The sequence below is a fragment of the Cupriavidus sp. WS genome (assembly GCF_000395345.1).
Taxonomy (GTDB): domain Bacteria; phylum Pseudomonadota; class Gammaproteobacteria; order Burkholderiales; family Burkholderiaceae; genus Cupriavidus; species Cupriavidus basilensis_B.
In genome coordinates, this window is sequence record NZ_AQPL01000149.1 from 1 (window position 1) to 14,212 (window position 14,212).

Consider the following 14,212-nt stretch of genomic DNA (forward strand, 5'->3'; position numbering starts at 1 on the left):
GCCCGCCGCGCCGCCGGCCCGCCGCGAAGGCCCGGCCATGCGGGTGCTGTACGCCCAATATGCCGCCAACGCGCTGGGGCTGGTGCCGGCGATGGTCCTGCTGGTCGACTACGTGGCGCGCGGGCTGGGCCGCGGCGCGGCGGCCGGCTCCGGCTACTGGGTGCTGTACGGCGTCGCGGCCATCGCCGGCCCGGTGCTGTGCGGCAACGTGGCGGACCGCATCGGCTTCCGCGCGGCCTACCGCATCGCGCTGGCGCTGCAGGCGCTGGCCGCGGGCCTGCTGGCGCTGTCCGGCAACGGCATGCTGATCGGCGTGGCCACGGTCATCCTCGGCGTCTTCACGCCGGGCATCGTGCCGCTGGTGCTCGGCCGCATCCACGAGATGGTGCCGCACGACCACGCGGAACAGCGCGCGGCGTGGAGCCGCGCGACCACCGCGTTCGCGCTGTTCCAGGCGCTCGGCGGCTACGGCTACTCCTACCTGTTCGGCGCCACCCACAACAACTACGCGCTCATCTTCGCCTGCGGCGGCGTGGCGCTCGCGCTGGCGCTGCTGGCCGACTTCGCGCTGCGCCGCCGGCAGGCGGGCGGCGCGCGCTGAATGCCGCCGGCCCGGGCAAGCACGCCTTGCGGCCGGGCCGGCCTTGCGCTATTCCGTTAGCATGCGCGGCGCATCCGGCCCGCCTGGAGAACGGTCATGGCACAACATCACGCGGCACCCGGTGAAATCGTCAAGCTCCGCCCGCAGGGCGCGGCGCTGCGGCAAACCCAGAACCTGACCCTGGTCCGCGCGCATGACCTGCAGGTCATGCGGCTGGTGCTGCTGGCCGGCAAGTCGCTGCCGGCACACAGCGTGCCCGGCGCGCTGACCGTGCACTGCCTCGAAGGCGCGATCGAGATGGACGCGCTGCGCGGCATCGAGGATGCGTCGCTGCTGGTGACGCTGCTGCATCACCGCGACGCATAGGCGATAAGCGCCCCCGCGCTAACCGCTTCTCAGCGCCGCTCCGGCGCGATGCCCGCGATGGCCGCCGCGAAGCGCGCGTGCGCCTGCGGGTCGACCGGCTTGTGCTTCTTCTGCGTGCTGGCCGGGTCGTTGTCCAGGCAGTTGTTGTTGCGCCAGTTGCGCGCCGGCCGCACCGGCCGCGCCGTGAAGCCGCCGCCGCAGTTGGGGCATACGTTCTGCAGGAGGCCGTCCACGCACGCGGCGCAGAACGTGCATTCGTAGCTGCAGATGCGCGCGTCCGTCGCCGCCGGCGGCAGCGCCTTGTCGCAATGTTCGCAAGTGGGTCGCAGTTGTAGCATCATGTCTCCCATATCGACGTGGCCAGGTAATTTACATGACATGGTAGGAACAAGGCTGCCCGCCGGAAAGCCGGCAATCTGCCACGCTGCGTAAAAAACCTGCCATGCCATGCGACCTTCCTCCGAAACCCGATGAAACGGATCTACTTCGTGGTGCCGCCCAGCGTGCACGTGCTGGACCTGGCCGGGCCGCTGCAACTGTTCGGCGCGCTCGGCGAGCTGGGACTGGGCACGGTCGAGTGCATCTGCGCGGGGCCGGAGCGCGAGCTGCGCAGCTTCCAGGGGCTGGCGCTGAGCGCGCTGCGGCCCCTGCCGGCGAAGCTGGCGCGCGGCGACACCGTGATCGTGGCCGGCTGCAAGCTCGCGCCCGACGCCCCGCTCGCGCCCGGCAACCGCGTGCTCGTGCGCTGGCTGCAGGAGGTGGCGCGCCCGCGCCTGGGCGACATCACGCTGGCCAGCGTCTGCACCGGCGCGTGGCTGCTGGCCGCCGCCGGGCTGCTCGACGGGCGCCACTGCACCACGCACCACGACTACCTGGAGCGGCTGCAGCAGCGCTACCCCGCCGCGCGCGTGCTGGCCAACCGCCTGCTGGTCGACGACGGCGGGCTGGTCACATCGGCCGGCGTCACCGCCGGCATCGATCTCGCGCTGCACCTGATCGCGCGGGACTTCGGCGCGCCTGCGGCGATCCGCGTGGCGCGCGACAACGTGGTGCCGTTCCGGCGCCTGAGCCAGGACCCGGCGCTCGACGCGCAATTGCGCTACCGCGGCCACGACCACGCGGTGATCCACGCGGTGCAGGATTTCCTCACGGCCCGGCCGGACTACGCGCTGCCCTACGAGGCGCTGGCCGCCCGCTTCGCGCTGAGCTACCGTCAACTCGCGCGGCTGTTCCGGCAACAATGCGGCGTGACGCTCAAGCAGTACCAGCAGCAGTTGCGCATCGCGCTGGCGCGGCGGCTGCTCAGGGAAAGCGACTGGCCGGTGGAACAGGTGGCCGCGCGGTGCGGCTTCGCCAGCCCGCACGCATTCCGCGCGGCGTGGCGGCTCGAAGAGCCGGTGACGCCTTCCGCGTGGCGCGTCACACCCTGAATGCGGCGAGGCGCTATATTGGAAGCTCGCTTTTGATCCACCAGAAAGGAGCATCGCATGAAAGCCAGCTTTAGCCGCCTCGCCGCCGTATCGATCCTGACCGCCGCCCTGTTGCCGGCGGCGGCCCACGCGCAACTCGGCGACCTGCTCAAGGGCGCCACGCAAGGCAACGGCTCGGGCGGCGGCAGCGGCGGCCTGGGAGGGCTGGCCGGCAGCCTGGGCGGCGGGGGCGGCGGCATACCCTCGCTGCAATCGCTGAGCTCGGGCAGCACCGGCAACGTGGCCGGCGTGCTGGAGTTCTGCGTCAAGAACAACTACCTGGGCGGCGGCAGCGGCGCCGCCTCGGTCAAGGACAAGCTGCTGGGCAAGCTCGGCGGCGCGCCGGCGTCCGACCCCGGCTACAGCGAAGGCGCCAAGGGCATCCTCAGCAGCGCCGAGGGCGGCAAGCTCGACCTCAGCGGCGGCGGCCTCAAGGAGCAGATCACCAAGCAGGTCTGCGACAAGATCCTGGCACAGGGCAAGTCGCTGCTCTAGCCACCGCCGCCGCCATCGCGGCGCGCTTCAGGCCGCCAGGCGGAAGGCGGACACCGCCTGGTGCAGCGCGCCGGCCTGGTCTTCCAGCGAGGCCGCGGCCGCGCTGGCCTGCTCCACCAGCGCCGCGTTCTGCTGCGTCATCTGGTCCATCTGCGAGACCGCGCGGTTGACCTCCTCGATGCCGGTGCGCTGCTCGGCCGTGGCCGAGGCGATGCCGTCCATGATGGCGGTCACGCGGCCCACCGCGCTGACGATCTCGGCCATCGTCTGGCCGGCCTGCTCGACCAGCGCCGAGCCGCTGTCGACCTGCCCCGTCGATTCCACGATCAGGGTCTTGATCTCCTTGGCCGCGCTCGCGCTGCGCTGCGCGAGGTTGCGCACCTCGCCGGCCACCACGGCAAAGCCGCGGCCCTGCTCGCCGGCGCGCGCGGCTTCCACCGCGGCGTTGAGCGCCAGGATATTGGTCTGGAAGGCGATGCCGTCGATCACGCCGATGATGTCGTTGATCTTGCGCGAGCTGGCGGTGATGCCGCGCATCTTGTCCACCACCTCGCTCACCACGCTGCCGCCCTGCTGCGCGATCTGCGCGGCGTCGGCCACGTACTGGCTGGCCTCGGCGGCGTTGTCGGCGTTCTGGCGCACGGTGGCGGTGAGCTGCTCCATGCTGGCGGCGGTCTGTTGCAGCGAGGCGGCCTGCTGCTCGGTGCGGCCCGACAGGTCGGAGTTGCCGGCGGCGATCTGCTGCGCCGCGGCGCTGATGGAATCGGCCGCCTGCTGGATGCCCCCCACGGTGCCGGCGAGCTGGTCGCGCATATGGCCGATCGCGTACATCAGGCTGGCGCGGTCGTCCGGCGCGGTGCCGGCGCGCACGGTCAGGTCGCCGGAGGCCATGCGCAGGGCCAGCGCGGCCGCGTCGGCGGGCTCGCCGCCCACCGATTTCTGGATGCTGCGGATCACCAGCGTGGCCACGCCGGAGATCACGATGCCGAGCAGCACCAGCAGGCCGACCGACTGATACAGCGACGAGCGGAACTGGGCCTCCACGTCATCCATGTAGGTGCCCGCCACCAGATCCCAGTTCCACGGCTTGTAGCGCGCCACGTAGCCGATCTTGGGGCTGGGCTGGTCGCTGCCCGGCTTGGGCCACCAGTAGTCCAGGTGCCCGGCGCCCTCGGGCGAGGCGCCGCGCGCGGCGATCTCGACGTAGAGCGCCTTGCCCTTCGCGTCCTTGAAATCGATCATGTTCTTGCCGTTGAGCTTGGCGTTGATCGGGTGCATCACCAGCACCGAATCGGCGCCCACGATGGTGATGTAGCCATCCTTGCCGTAGCGCTGCGCGGCGATGCGGGCGGTGGCCTGGGCCTTGGCCTCGGCTTCGCTCATCTTGCCCTGGCGCGCCAGTTCCGCGTAGTCGCGCACCAGCGAGAGCGACATGTCGACCACGTTGGCCAGCTCGCCGCGGCGGTCGGCCATCTGCAACTGCCGGGTCTGGAAGGCGTGCATCACGGTCAGCAGCAGCAGGCCGAGCCAGGCCAGCACAAGGGGAATCCACAGCTTTTTTCGCAGGGTCAGGTGGTTCATGACGAGGTTCGCGTTATCGGGACGGGCACCGGCCGTGCAAAAGGCAGGCGGTGTTCCCCCGGATATCGGAGCACGCCCTGCCTTCTTTAGCGCCGCATGCGGTATTCCCGCGCGCGGTGCCGGAAACACCAAAAAGATGCCGGACGATGCCTCGCGATGACGACACGATTCATCATGTCGGCGCAATGCGCCGGCTTCGCGGCGCAGCCACGCCGGGTAAAAACTACCGCCCCGGATCACTTAAATCCCGTTACAATCCGCCTCGCACCCGCACTGCTTTTGCAACCGGGTTGCAAAAGGATCGAAGGTGCCCCGCCCGCGTTGCGCGGTCAGGGGTTAAACGGGAAACAGGTGCGCCGCCCCGCCGCGGCAAGTCCTGTGCTGCCCCCGCAACGGTCAGCAGGTAGAAAGGTGTCACGCCGCGCCCCACAAGCAGCGGCAGCCACTGCGCGCAACCACGCGCGGGAAGGCGGCACCCCGGACGCGCCCACCCGGCAGCGCATCCCCCTGCGAGCCCGGATACCGGCCTTGCGACCCATCACAGCGGCTGCGGACGGGCACCGCGCGTGAGGCCGCCGGGCTGCGCCCGGCGCCGGCGCGCGCGTCCGTGGCTGGTTCGTTCATTGCCGCGGGCGGGGTCGCCCGCGTCCAACGATGGAAAGTCCATGTCCGCGCGCCACCGCCTTGCCCGCCGCCTGCTGCCCGCCTCCGGCCGGCTCCGCTTCATCCCCATCCGCCGCACGCTGGCGCGCCAGTGCGCGCTGGCCCTGTCGCTGGGCGCCTTTGCCGGTGCCGGCGCGGACGCCGCCCGCGCCGCCGACGACATCGAGGCCGGCCGCCCGCCGGCGCGCCCGGCGCAGAAAGAGGCCGCGGCGCTGCCGCCGGTGGTGGTCAGCAGCGCCGCGCTGCCGCCGGGCCTGTCGCTGTCGGAACCCGCCAGCACCGGCAGCCGCCTGGGGCTGACGCCGCTCGAGACCCCGGCCAGCATCGAGGTGCTGTCCGGCGAGACCATCCGCGAGCGCGGCGACCAGAGCGTGAGCGACGCGGTGTCGCGCGCCACCGGCATCACCGCCGCCGGCGCGCCCGGCAACGGCGGCACGGCGCTTGCCGCGCGCGGCTTCTCGGGCCAGGGCTCGGTCATGCAGCTGTACGACGGCACGCGCCTGTACGTGGCGGCCGGCACCGTCACCTTCCCGTTCGATACGTGGTCGGTGGACCGCATCGAGGTGCTGCGCGGCGCGGCCTCCGTGATGTACGGCGAGGGCGCCATCGGCGGCGTGGTCAACGTGATCCCGAAAAAGCCGCTGCGCGGCCCCATCACCAACGAGCTGCAGCTCACCGGCGGCACGCAGCGCACCGCGCGCGCGGCCTTCGACAGCGGCGGCGCGGTCAACGAGAACCTGTCCTACCGCTTCAACGTCAACTACGGCCGCTCCGCCGGCTGGGTGGACCGCGGCGAATCGCGCGACGTGGACGTGTCCGCCGCGGTGCGGCTCGACGTCTCGCCGGCATTCAACCTCACGCTGTCCTACGACGACGGCGACCAGCACCCGATGCGCTACCTGGGCACGCCGCTGGTCAACGGCAGCCTGGATACCTCGCTGCGCACGAAGAACTACAACGTGGGCGACAGCACCATCACCTACCGCGACCGCTGGACCCGGCTGGCCGCCGAATGGCAGCCCAACGAGCGCGTGGCCGTGCGCAACCAGTTCTATTACCTCACCAGCCAGCGCCACTGGCGCGACTCGGAGTCCTACACCTACCTGCCCGCCACCGGGCAGGTGCGCCGCACCGACTACCTGGAGATCCTGCACGACCAGGAGCAGATCGGCGACCGCGCCGACCTGAAGGTCGACGGCCAGCTGTTCGGCCTGGCCAACACGGTCATGGCGGGCTTCGACGTCAACCGCATCAACTTCACCCACAGCAACAACTCGCCCTACGGCGGCGCCTCCACCGTCGGCGCGTACCAGTTCGACCCGGGCCAGTTCTTCAGCCCGCCGGGCGTGGTCACTTCGCCGCGCTACCGCACCCACACCACCCAGGCCGCCCTGTTCGGCGAGGACCGCCTCAAGCTCACGCGGCAATGGTCGGTGATCGGCGGCGTGCGCTTCGACCATGCCCAACTCGAGCGCGGCAACCTGCTGACCGGCGACGACTGGACCCGCACCTTCAACAACGCCACCTGGCGCGCGGGCACGGTCTACGAATTCACGCCATCGCTGTCGGTCTACGCGCAGTACGCCACCGCCACCGATCCGCTCGGCGCGCTGATCACCACCTCGGACGCGCAGAAGGACTTCCGGCTCGCCACCGGCCGGCAGATCGAGGCCGGCGTCAAGCAGGCGTTCTGGAACAGGCGCGGCGAATGGACCTTCGCCGCCTACCAGATCGTCAAGAAGAATCTGCTCACGCGCGACGCCGGCAACCCGGCGCTGTCGGTGCAGGTGGGCGAGCAGTCCTCGCGCGGGCTGGAGGCGTCGCTCAGCATCGAGCTGATGCGCGGCCTGCGCGTGGATGCCAACGGCACCGTGCTGCGCGCCCGCTACGACGACTTCGCCGAAAGCGTCAACGGCGCGCTGGTCTCGCGCAACGGCAACGTGCCGACCGGCGTGCCGCAGCAGGCCGCCAACCTATGGCTGACCTGGGCCTTCGCGCCGCAGTGGCAGGCGGGCGGCGGCCTGCGCTACGTGGGCCGGCGCTATACCGACAATGCCAACACCGCGGCCATGCCTTCGTACACGGTGGTGGATGCCGCGCTGCAGTGGCGCGTGTCGCGCCAGACCGCGCTGGCGCTGCGCGTCTACAACCTGTTCAACCGCGACTACGCCGAGACCTCCGGCAACAGCGGCGGACAGTGGCTGCTGGGCCGCCCGCGCGCGGCCGAGCTGTCGGCCAACTTCTATTTCTAGCCCGGCCGTGGCGCGCCCTTTGCTGTCCTGGCCGGAACGCTGCTGGCGCTGCGCGCGCCGCTGGCTCTACCTGGTGCACCGCTGGGCCGGGATCGCCGGCTGCCTGCTGATCGCCATGTGGTTCCTGTCCGGGCTGGTCATGATGTACGTGGCGTTCCCCGCGCTGACCGACAGCGAGCGCCACGCCGGCCTGCCGCCGCTGGACCTGCCGGCGGTGCGCGTCGCGCCCGCCGCGGCCCTGGCCGGCGCGGGGCTGGACCGCTTCCCGCGCAGCCTGCGCCTGGAGATGATGGGCGCGCTGCCGGTCTACCGCATGGTCGACTGGCGCGGCCAGCCGCATACGGTCTCGGCGCGCGACGGCACGCGCATCGAACAGGTGGACGCCGCCGCCGCGCGCGACATCGCCGCGCGCTTCGCCGGCACGCCCGGCGCGCGCTGGGCCGAGACCGCCGCGCGCGACCAGTGGACCGTGCCCAACGGCCTGAACGCCTGGCGCCCGCTGCACCGCATCGCGCTCGGCGACGCCGCCGGCACCGAGCTGTACGTGTCCGCGCGCACCGGTGAAGTCATGCGCGACACGAACCGCGCCGAGCGCTTCTGGAACTGGCTGGGCGCCGTGCCGCACTGGCTGTATTTCACACCGGTGCGCGCCGACCCGCCGCTGTGGCGCCAGGTGGTGCTGTGGACCTCCGGCGTGTGCGTCGCCGTGGCGGTGAGCGGCATCTGGATCGGCTGGCTGCGGCTGCGCGTGCGCCGCCGCTTCGCGCACGGCAGCGCGGGCGGCACCTCGCCCTACCACGGCTGGATGGCCTGGCACCACGTCGCCGGGCTCGGCGGCGCGCTGTTCCTGCTGGCGTGGCTGGCCAGCGGCTGGCTCTCGGTCAATCCCAACCAGTGGTTCCCCGCGCGCAACTTCGACCAGTCCGCGCTGGAGCGCTATGCGGGACAGACGCTGCCGCGCTTCCCCGAGCTCGACGGCGATGCGCTGGCCGCGCGGCTGGACGGCATGGCCGCGCCGCGCGAGATCCGCATGGTCTGGCAGGCGGGACTGCCGCTGCTGCTGGCGGCGGGCGCGGGCGGAGGCAGCCGCGCCGTGCGCGCCGACGGCGGCCGCGCACCCGCGCCGGACGACGCGGCGCTGACCGCCGCCGCGGCCAGCCTCGTGCCCGGCGCCCGCGTCGCCGGCAGCGAACGGCTCACGCAGCCCGATGCCTACTGGTATGGCCATCACCAGCCGCGCCGGCTGCCGGTGCTGCGCGTGCGCTTCGACGATGCCGCCGCCACCTGGGCCTACCTCGACCCGGCCAGCGGCAGCCTGCTCGGCCGCAGCGACCGCAGCCGGCGTGCCTACCGCTGGCTGTTCAACGCCGCGCATAGCTGGGACCTCGGCTGGCTGCTGCAACACCGCCCGGCGTGGGACATTGCCATGTGGGCACTGTCCATCGCCGGGCTCGTCATCTCCGTCAGCGGCGTGGTGATAGGCTGGCGGCGCCTGTTCCGCCCGCGCCTGCGCCGCTCCTGAAAACCGCCGTCCACCCGATACGTCCACCGCCCCATGCTCCGCTTCCTCGCCAGCATCTTCAACGACCAGCACGACGACGTGCGCCGCAAGACCATCGCCTTGTACGCCTTGCTGATCGCCGCCAACGTGGGCGCCTGGATCTGGGCGCTGGCCGCGTTCCGCGACCATCCCATGCTGCTGGCCTCGGCCGTGCTGGCCTACACGCTCGGCCTGCGCCACGCGGTGGACGCCGACCACATCGCCGCCATCGACAACGTCACGCGCAAGCTGATGCAGGAAGGCAAGCGCCCGGTCACGGTCGGCTTCTTCTTCTCGCTCGGGCACTCCACCGTGGTCACGCTGATGTCGGTCGGCATCGCCATCGCCGCGGCGGCGCTGCAGACGCGCTTCGCCGACATGAAGGCCGTGGGCGGCATGATCGGCACCAGCGTCTCGGCGCTGTTCCTGTTCCTGCTGGCCTTCTTCAACCTGCTGATCCTGATCTCGGTGTGGCGCGCGTTCCGCGCGGTCAGGCGCGGCGAGCCGCTCAGGGAGCAGGACCTGGACCTGCTGCTCAACAACCGCGGCTTCCTCGCGCGCCTCTTCCGCCCGCTGTTCCGCCTCGCCAGCCGCAGCTGGCACCTGTTCCCGATGGGCCTGCTGTTCGGCCTGGGCTTCGACACCGCCACCGAGGTGGCGCTGTTCGGCCTGTCCGCAGCCGAGGCCGCCAAGGGCGTGCCGTTCTGGACCATCATGGTGTTCCCGGCGCTGTTCACCGCGGGCATGTCGCTGGTGGACACCACCGACGGCATCCTGATGCTGGGCGCCTACGGCTGGGCCTTCACCAAGCCGATCCGCAAGCTCTACTACAACATGACCATCACGCTGGTCTCGGTGGTGGTGGCGGTGGTGATCGGCGGCATCGAGGCGCTCGGCCTGATCGCCGACAAGCTCGGCCTGGCGGGCGGCCTGTGGGACGTGGTCGGCGAGCTCAACGCACACTTCGGCATGCTCGGCTACGTCATCATCGGCGTGTTCGTGCTGAGCTGGCTGGTGTCGATGGTGGTGTACCGCGTGCGGCGGTACGACGAGATCGAGGTGCGGATGGGGTGACGGCGCGCCGCTGCAAATGCGATGTGAACGCGGTGCAGCAGCGATGAAAACGGCACGAAGCCGCCTGCGCATGCGCGCGGAACGGCCCGCGCGGCGGCGGACTCAGGCGAACACGATGCCGCCGGCCCGCCGCATCGCATCCGCCAGCGCGACGTCGAAGGTCGCCAGCGCCGCGCCGCTGCGCAGCGCGAGATCCAGGTAACTGGCGTCATAGGCGGTCAGCGCGTGCTCGCGGGCCAGCCCCATGACGACCTCGCTGCGCTCCGCGGGCGCCGCCACGTCGGTCTCGATCGGCAGGCGGCCGAGCTTGGCGACGAAATCCGCCACCTGGGCCTCGCTCACGACCTGCCTGCGCTCGGCCACCAGCAGCGCGTTGGCGGTCTCCACGTGCCACAGCGGCGGCACCAGCACGCGGCATGACGGCAGCGCCGCGAGCACCCGCCCGGCGCAATCGGCCTGCGCCGGCTCCGTCCGCTCGAACAGCCAGGCCAGCGCCACGGAGGCATCCAGCACCAGCGTCGCCGGCACCGCGGACACCACCGGCACCGCCGACGTCACCGGCGCCCCTCCGCGATCCAGCGGCCGAGTTCGTCGGCCGCCACACCCTGCACCCGGGTAGTGGCGCGCATCGCCGCGACCGCGGCTTCCGCGCCGAGCCGGCTGTTGTCCGCGCTCGGCACGAGGTCCGCAATGGGACGGCCACGCTGGGTGATGGTGAAACGCTCGCCCTGCTCCACCTTGCGCAGCAATTCGGGCAGCCTGGTCTTGGCATCGTAGGAACCCACCTCGACAAACATGCTAGCCTCCATCTGGTCTATGAACCGGTCTAGTCTAGCAAATTTGATGGAGGTGGTGCGGGCAACGCTTGCGTTGCGTTGTTGTGCGGTCACATGAGCTCCTTTCACGACGACGTCGGATGGCACAAATGGCTTCGGATGCATGCAGGATGCGGGGTATTTTCAGCCGCCATCCGATTCTGGGCACCCGCGACCATCGCCAGGAAGTCCCGGATTCTCATTTTAGGAGTGCTTCCACCGCCACCCACTCCCCATCCCACGCCGCCGCCAGTTCGCGGCAGCGCCCCAGCGCCACCGTCTGCTGTTCGAAGTCCACCACCATCACGGCATCCGCCCCGCGCGGGCGCGCGGGCTGCTCCGCGCTGCGGCCGTCGCTGAGCAGCCACAGCCAGCGCTGCTGCGCCGGGCGGCGGCGGGCGGCGCCGGCCAGCACCTCGCCCGCGCGCTGCATGCCGAGCGCGAGCGGCGTGCCGCCGCCGCCGGCGATCGGGCGTACCCAGGCTTCGCTCCACGGCCGCGCGCGGGCCGGCTGAAGGCGGACTTCGGCGTGGCTGCCGGCAAAGCACACCAGCGCGACCTCGGCGCGGGCCTGGTAGGCGCGCTGGAGCAGGCGCAGCAGCACGCCCTTGGCCAGCGCGAGCTGGCGGCCGTGCAGCATGGAGGCGGAGCAGTCCAGCACGAAGCAATGCAGCACGCCGGCGTGGCCATGCTGCGCGCGCAGGCGCAGATGCGCGGGCGCGAGCGGCGCGGCGCCCTTGGCGGCGAGCGTGCGCGGCCAGTGGATGCGGGTGCCGGCAAGACGGCCTTGCCGCGGCCGTGGCGCGGCGAAACGAGGGGCTTGCCACCGGTTGCCGCCCTGCCCGGAATCGGTGGCGGCCTGCCGGTGGCTCAGGCTTTTTTTGCGGGCAGCGGCCTCACGGATTTGACCGGAGCGACGCCGGCCGCGCCGCTGTCCGCGGGCGGCGGCAATGCGCCCCAGGGATTGGCCGCGCTGCCGGCGTCGCCGCGCTCGCCCGCCTGCGCGCCAGCCGGCGCGTCAGCCTCCGCGCCGTCCGGCGCGCGGCCGGCATCGGGCGGCGCCTGCCGGCGATGATGCAGCACCAGTTCCGCCACGGCATCCACATGCGCCGGCGCGATGGCGGCGTCGCCTTGCAGCGCGGCCAGCGCGCGCGCCGCGCGCAGCATCACGAGGTCGGCGCGCACGCCGTCCACGGCGGCATCGAGGCACAGGCGGCTGACGCGCTCGTGCACGGCATCGCCGAACGGCAGCGCCGCCAGCGCGGCCCGCGCGACTCGCACCTGCCGCGTCAACGCTTCCTGCGCGCCGGCGTGGCGCGCGCGCAGCGCCTCGGGATCGGTGTCGAAGGCCAGCCGGGTGCGCACGATGGCCTGGCGCTGCGCCGCGTCGGTGCAGTTCTCCAGCGTCAGCGCGAGGCCGAAGCGGTCCAGCAATTGCGGGCGCAGCTCGCCTTCCTCGGGGTTCATGGTGCCGACCAGCACGAAGCGCGCCTCGTGCTGGTGCGAGACGCCGTCGCGCTCCACCACGTTGACGCCGCTGGCGGCCACGTCGAGCAACTGGTCGACGAGATGGTCGGGCAGCAGGTTGACCTCGTCCACGTAGAGCACGCCCTGATGCGCGCGCGCCAGCAGCCCCGGCGCGAAGCGCACCTCGCTCTGGCGCAGCACGTGGCCGAGGTCCAGCGTGCCGACGAGCTGTTCCTCGCTGGCGCCCAGCGGCAGCGTAACGAACTGCCCTTCGGGCAGCAGCTCGGCCAGCGCGCGCGCGGCGGTGGACTTGGCGGTGCCGCGCGGCCCGCTCACCAGCACGCCGCCGATGCCGGGGTCGACCGCGGCCAGCAGCAGCGCCTGCTGCAGGCGCGGCTGGCCCACCAGCGCGCTGAACGGAAACGGCAAGCGCGAACGCTGTGCGGCGGCGGTCATCGGGAAGCTCCTTCCAGCGCCTGCTCGCTGTCGAGCAGGTGTCGTTCGAGTTGGGCGCGGCGCTCGCCGGGGGCCTGCCACAGGCCGCGCTGCGCGGCTTCGAGCAGGCGCTCGCAGATGGCGTGCAGCGCGCGCGGGTTGTGGCGGCGCAGGAACGCGCGCGTGTCGGCGTCGTTGACGTAGGCATCGGCCACCAGCGCGTATTGGTGGTCGGACACCACGCGCGTGGTGGCATCGAAGCCGAACAGGTAGTCCACGGTGGCGGCCATCTCGAAGGCGCCCTTGTAGCCGTGGCGCTTGACGCCGTCGATCCACTTGGGATTGACCACGCGCGCGCGGATCACGCGGCTGATTTCTTCCTGCAAGGTGCGGATGCGCGGCGCGGCCGGGTTGCTGTGGTCGCCGTGGTAGATGGCCGGCTGCGCGCCGCCGAAGGTGCGCGCGGCGGCGGCCATGCCGCCCTGGAACTGGTAGTAGTCGTTGGCGTCGAGCAGGTCGTGCTCGCGGTTGTCCTGGTTCTGCACCACGGCGTCCAGGCCGGACAGGCGCGCGGCAAAGCTGGCGCGCGCCTCCACGCCGTCGGTGCCCTGCCCGTAGGCATGACCGCCGGCCTGCAGGTAGGCCTGGGCGAGGTCGTTGTCGTCCTGCCAGGCACGGCTGTCGATCAGGTCCTGCAAACCCGTGCCATAGCCGCCCGGGCGCGCGCCGAACACGCGCCAGCCGGCGCGGCGGCGCGCCTCGGCCGCGGGCAGGCCCTGTGCTTCGAGGCGGGCGCGCTCGGCCAGCACGCGTGCGCGCAGCGGGTTGAGCTCGGGCGGCTCGTCCAGCTCGGCCACGGCCTGCACGGCGGCGTCGAACAGCCGCATGACGTTGGCGAAGGCGTCGCGGAAGAAGCCCGACACGCGCAGCGTCACGTCCACGCGCGGGCGGTCGAAGATGGCCATCGGCAGGATCTCGAAGTCCGTCACGCGGAAGCTGCCCGCAGCCCACCTGGGCCGCGCGCCCATCAGCGCGAAGGCCTGCGCGATGTCGTCGCCGCCGCTGCGCATGGTGGCCGTGCCCCACACCGACAGGCCCACCGCGCGCGGGTAGTCGCCGTGCTCCTGAAGATGGCGCTCGATCAACTGGTTGGCGGACTTGAGGCCGAGCGTCCACGCCGTGCGCGTGGGCACCGCGCGCGTGTCGACCGAATAGAAATTGCGGCCCGTGGGCAGCACGTCGGGCCGGCCGCGCGACGGCGCGCCGCTCGGGCCGGGCGGCACGAAGCGCCCCGCCAGCCCGCGCGCGAGCTGCCGCATTTCCTGCTCGCCGCAGGCGTCCAGCCTGGGCGCCACCTCGGCGCGCAGGCGCGCCAGCACGGCGGCGGCGCGCGGCAGGCCGGCGGGCGCGGCATCCTCGTCGAGCAGGCGCGTCGCCAGCAATTCGAGCCGCTC

At 72.1% G+C, this 14,212-nt stretch carries 14 protein-coding genes and 1 riboswitch; of the genes, 7 read left to right on the forward strand and 7 right to left on the reverse strand.

Annotation, left to right across the window (positions count from 1 at the left end; translation table 11 throughout):
- Window positions 1-601: YbfB/YjiJ family MFS transporter (locus tag K206_RS0113555; RefSeq protein ID WP_020202946.1), on the forward strand; the 601-nt coding region annotated here is incomplete at its 5' end.
- A gap of 96 nt (window positions 602-697) precedes the next feature.
- Entirely contained in the window at window positions 698-967 is a 270-nt protein-coding gene (locus tag K206_RS38185) for a hypothetical protein (RefSeq protein WP_020202947.1), read from the forward strand.
- A 29-nt stretch (window positions 968-996) separates the two neighbouring features.
- On the opposite strand, the gene K206_RS0113565 is transcribed toward K206_RS38185, so the two are convergent.
- Window positions 997-1,305 carry a DUF1272 domain-containing protein gene (locus tag K206_RS0113565; RefSeq protein ID WP_029043599.1) on the reverse strand — a complete coding sequence of 103 codons (309 nt, stop codon included), beginning with the start codon at window positions 1,303-1,305 and terminating at the stop codon, window positions 997-999.
- 132 nt (window positions 1,306-1,437) lie between these two features.
- Here K206_RS0113565 and K206_RS0113570 point away from each other — a divergent pair, with 132 nt between their 5' ends.
- Complete coding sequence (locus K206_RS0113570) at window positions 1,438-2,397, forward strand: GlxA family transcriptional regulator (RefSeq protein WP_020202949.1); 960 nt, start codon at window positions 1,438-1,440, stop codon at window positions 2,395-2,397.
- Window positions 2,398-2,454: 57 nt separating this feature from the next.
- On the forward strand, window positions 2,455-2,931 hold the full coding sequence (locus K206_RS0113575) for a DUF2501 domain-containing protein (RefSeq protein ID WP_020202950.1): 477 nt from the start codon (window positions 2,455-2,457) through the stop codon (window positions 2,929-2,931).
- A gap of 27 nt (window positions 2,932-2,958) precedes the next feature.
- Here the strand turns inward: K206_RS0113575 and K206_RS0113580 are convergent, their stop codons facing one another.
- Window positions 2,959-4,512 carry a methyl-accepting chemotaxis protein gene (locus tag K206_RS0113580; protein WP_020202951.1) on the reverse strand — a complete coding sequence of 518 codons (1,554 nt, stop codon included), beginning with the start codon at window positions 4,510-4,512 and terminating at the stop codon, window positions 2,959-2,961.
- A 288-nt stretch (window positions 4,513-4,800) separates the two neighbouring features.
- Window positions 4,801-5,058: riboswitch (cobalamin riboswitch) on the forward strand.
- A gap of 119 nt (window positions 5,059-5,177) precedes the next feature.
- On the opposite strand from K206_RS0113580, the gene K206_RS0113585 reads away from it, so the two are divergent.
- Genes K206_RS0113585 through K206_RS0113595 form a run of 3 tightly spaced genes read left to right on the forward strand, consistent with a single transcriptional unit; the run spans window position 5,178 to window position 10,041 of the window.
- The gene (locus K206_RS0113585; RefSeq protein ID WP_020202952.1) at window positions 5,178-7,427 is read left to right on the forward strand and encodes a TonB-dependent siderophore receptor; all 2,250 of its coding nucleotides are present in this window, start codon (window positions 5,178-5,180) and stop codon (window positions 7,425-7,427) included.
- A gap of 19 nt (window positions 7,428-7,446) precedes the next feature.
- Entirely contained in the window at window positions 7,447-8,949 is a 1,503-nt protein-coding gene (locus K206_RS0113590; protein WP_020202953.1) for a PepSY domain-containing protein, read from the forward strand.
- A 33-nt stretch (window positions 8,950-8,982) separates the two neighbouring features.
- The gene (locus K206_RS0113595; RefSeq protein ID WP_020202954.1) at window positions 8,983-10,041 is read left to right on the forward strand and encodes a HoxN/HupN/NixA family nickel/cobalt transporter; all 1,059 of its coding nucleotides are present in this window, start codon (window positions 8,983-8,985) and stop codon (window positions 10,039-10,041) included.
- A 102-nt stretch (window positions 10,042-10,143) separates the two neighbouring features.
- Here K206_RS0113595 and K206_RS0113600 read toward each other — a convergent pair whose 3' ends face one another.
- The 5 genes from K206_RS0113600 to K206_RS0113620 all read right to left on the reverse strand — a co-directional run.
- On the reverse strand, window positions 10,144-10,599 hold the full coding sequence (locus K206_RS0113600; RefSeq protein ID WP_020202955.1) for a type II toxin-antitoxin system VapC family toxin: 456 nt from the start codon (window positions 10,597-10,599) through the stop codon (window positions 10,144-10,146).
- Window positions 10,596-10,838, reverse strand: coding sequence for a type II toxin-antitoxin system Phd/YefM family antitoxin (locus K206_RS0113605; RefSeq protein ID WP_020202956.1), 243 nt, complete (start codon window positions 10,836-10,838; stop codon window positions 10,596-10,598). Before K206_RS0113605 ends, K206_RS0113600 begins: the two co-directional genes overlap by 4 nt.
- 217 nt (window positions 10,839-11,055) lie before the next feature.
- The gene (locus tag K206_RS0113610; protein WP_020202957.1) at window positions 11,056-11,532 is read right to left on the reverse strand and encodes a VWA domain-containing protein; all 477 of its coding nucleotides are present in this window, start codon (window positions 11,530-11,532) and stop codon (window positions 11,056-11,058) included.
- Between the two features lie 194 nt (window positions 11,533-11,726).
- Window positions 11,727-12,779, reverse strand: coding sequence for an ATP-binding protein (locus K206_RS0113615; RefSeq protein WP_020202958.1), 1,053 nt, complete (start codon window positions 12,777-12,779; stop codon window positions 11,727-11,729).
- Window positions 12,776-14,212: cobaltochelatase subunit CobN (locus K206_RS0113620; protein ID WP_020202959.1), on the reverse strand; the 1,437-nt coding region annotated here is incomplete at its 5' end. The genes K206_RS0113615 and K206_RS0113620, both read right to left, overlap by 4 nt.